Source organism: Streptococcus sp. HMSC077D04, assembly GCF_001808785.1.
GTDB classification, from domain to species: Bacteria; Bacillota; Bacilli; order Lactobacillales; family Streptococcaceae; genus Streptococcus; species Streptococcus mitis_BX.
In genome coordinates, this window is the sequence record NZ_KV794547.1 from 67434 (window position 1) to 69669 (window position 2236).

At 33.9% G+C, this 2236-nt stretch carries 4 protein-coding genes and 1 pseudogene; all 5 read left to right on the forward strand.

The features are described from left to right. Positions 1 to 357 (forward strand): hypothetical protein (locus HMPREF2701_RS07345; protein ID WP_261674419.1); only part of this gene is annotated, 357 nt, incomplete at its 5' end. 406 nt (positions 358 to 763) lie between these two features. Then, positions 764 to 1201, forward strand: coding sequence for a hypothetical protein (locus tag HMPREF2701_RS07355; protein WP_070482612.1), 438 nt, complete (start codon positions 764 to 766; stop codon positions 1199 to 1201). Next, entirely contained in the window at positions 1201 to 1533 is a 333-nt protein-coding gene (locus HMPREF2701_RS07360) for a hypothetical protein (RefSeq protein ID WP_061589732.1), read from the forward strand. The genes HMPREF2701_RS07355 and HMPREF2701_RS07360 overlap by 1 nt, the downstream gene beginning before the upstream one ends. 73 nt (positions 1534 to 1606) lie before the next feature. After that, a complete protein-coding gene (locus HMPREF2701_RS07365) occupies positions 1607 to 2041 on the forward strand; it encodes a hypothetical protein (RefSeq protein WP_061589733.1) in 435 nt (144 codons plus the stop codon). Next, positions 2041 to 2236: pseudogene (locus tag HMPREF2701_RS11255) on the forward strand (hypothetical protein); the annotation flags it as partial. The gene HMPREF2701_RS07365 and the pseudogene HMPREF2701_RS11255, both read left to right, overlap by 1 nt.

Sequence of the window (2236 nt, forward strand, 5' to 3'; positions counted from 1 at the left end):
GTTTTTATGTTTTCTATGTTAGGGAGATCCCAAGAAGAGCGTCGGAATAGAGAGTATGAAGTTAGTTTGGTGAATGCTTTAAAGAATTCATATGAAGAGATTGAGGAGATAACAATTACGAACCCCTCGTACAGCTCAATTCCTTCAGAGGCTTGGGGGGCTGATGTGAAACTAAAATTTTTTGATGGAACATATAAGGAACATGTTTTAGCTTTTGATATAAACTCGAATAAAATTAGGATCGGTGTATATAATAACGAAGATGAAGAATTTCAACATTTTCTAAATTCTAGACCAGGTTCTACTAAGTCAAAAGTTAAAGTTAAATATTCGAATGGTTCAGAAGGGGACCTATGATGAATAAATACATGTATACAGATAAACAACTTAATAAATTGAATCAAGGTCCGAATGTTTATAGTGTTAATACTTAGTTCGTACAACGTAAAGAAAATCGAACAAATATTGTTACTACTAAATCAGATAACGAGTTAAAAAAAAGGTGAAATCAACGCCATAACCACCTCAAATGGTCAAGAATTCCATGTTGTTGCGACTAAGTCTGACCCTAAAACGGGATTTGATGGACTAGCAGTCGCACCTATGGTCAACGGCAAACCGGATTATAAAAGTATAGCTGTGATTGCTGCGGGGACAGATCCTTGGAGCCCTACTATGATTGATAGATGAAAAAACTTTTTCTTATTATAGTGTAAGATAGACTAATCTTTCTTATAGTATAATAAAAAGGAGAAAAGCTTAAATGAACAATTCCAGCAATAAAAAAAGTCATAAATGGCTATTAATCGTTGTGTCACTCGCAATCATCACAGCAGGAGGTGTTTTTATGTTTAGCATGTTAGTGAAATCTCAAGAAGAACATCAAAATAGAGAATATGAAGTTAGTTTAGTAAATGCCTTAAAGAATTCCTATGAAGGGATTGAGGAAGTTCATATAACCGACCCTTCATATGCATCAATTCCGTCAGATGCTTGGGGAGCTAAAGTTAAAATAATTTTCTCAGACAATAAACAACTAAGTTATATAATCGCATTTAGTAAACAAAATAACGAAATAAGAAGTAGAGATTTTCAAAATAGTTCTCGAAAAGATGATAATCAATATTTAACAAGCCATCATGGAATTACAGAAACCAATGTAAAAGTGATTTATTCAAATGGTGAAACAGGAGAACAGTAGTGGTATTTAATTATACTGATAAACAACTTAATGAATTAAATCACGGGAAGAATGTATACAGTGTCAATGATGAATATGCCGAGAGAAATAATAGACCTTTGGTTACCGAAACTCCTAATCCGAATCCTTCTTCATCTGATTTCGAAGAAACCAACACTATAACCACCTCCGATGATCAAGAATTCCATGTTGTTGCCACTAAGTCTCACGGAGGAACAGGTTTTGATGGTTTGGCGGTAGCTCCTATTGTCAACGGCGAACCAGATTATAAAAATGTAGCCGTGATTGCTACAGGAACGGATCCTGGGAGTACTACTATGATTGATAGATGAAAAAACTTTTTCTTATTATAGTGTAATATAGACTAATCTTTCTTATAGTATAATAAAAAGGAGAACAGCTTAAATGAATAATTCCAGAATTAAAAAAAGTCATAAATGGCTTCTAATCGTTGTGTCACTCGCAATCATCACAGCAGGAGGTGTTTTTATGTTTAGCATGTTAGGGAAATCTCAAGAAGAGCGTCGGAATAGAGAGTACGAAGTCAGTCTAGTAAATGCTTTAAAAAATTCTTATGACGGGATAGAAGAGATCAAGATTATGAATCCTGATTATACAAACCCACCAGGGTCATGGTCTTGTGATGTAGAAATCAAGTTCAAAGATGAAAGAAAAATTAAGTATGGGATTGGATATTCTTTAGACACTGAGGAAATAACTGATGCTTCGTTGGAATGGGAAGGAAGAATAAAAGATAGACAATTTTTGAATGAAAACAAGGGTAAAACCACTTCGAAAATCAGGGTAACTTATTCTGATAACGACGAAGGAGAGCAATAATGACATTTAATTATACAGATAAACAGCTTAATAATTTAAATAGAGATAATGGGGTTTACAGTGTGAATTCAGAGTTTGCTAGACGAAAATATAAAAAGCTTGTTGTTAATAAACCTGATTCTGAATTAGCTAGCTATGAAACCAACACTATAACTACCTCCGATGGTCAAGAATTCCGTGTCATTGCGACTAAGT

Bases quoted from the DNA above. Each gene is read 5' to 3' on its own strand.
- HMPREF2701_RS07355 (WP_070482612.1), top strand. From the start codon at position 764: ATGAACAATTCCAGCAATAAAAAAAGTCATAAATGGCTATTAATCGTT.
- HMPREF2701_RS07365 (WP_061589733.1), top strand. From the start codon at position 1,607: ATGAATAATTCCAGAATTAAAAAAAGTCATAAATGGCTTCTAATCGTT.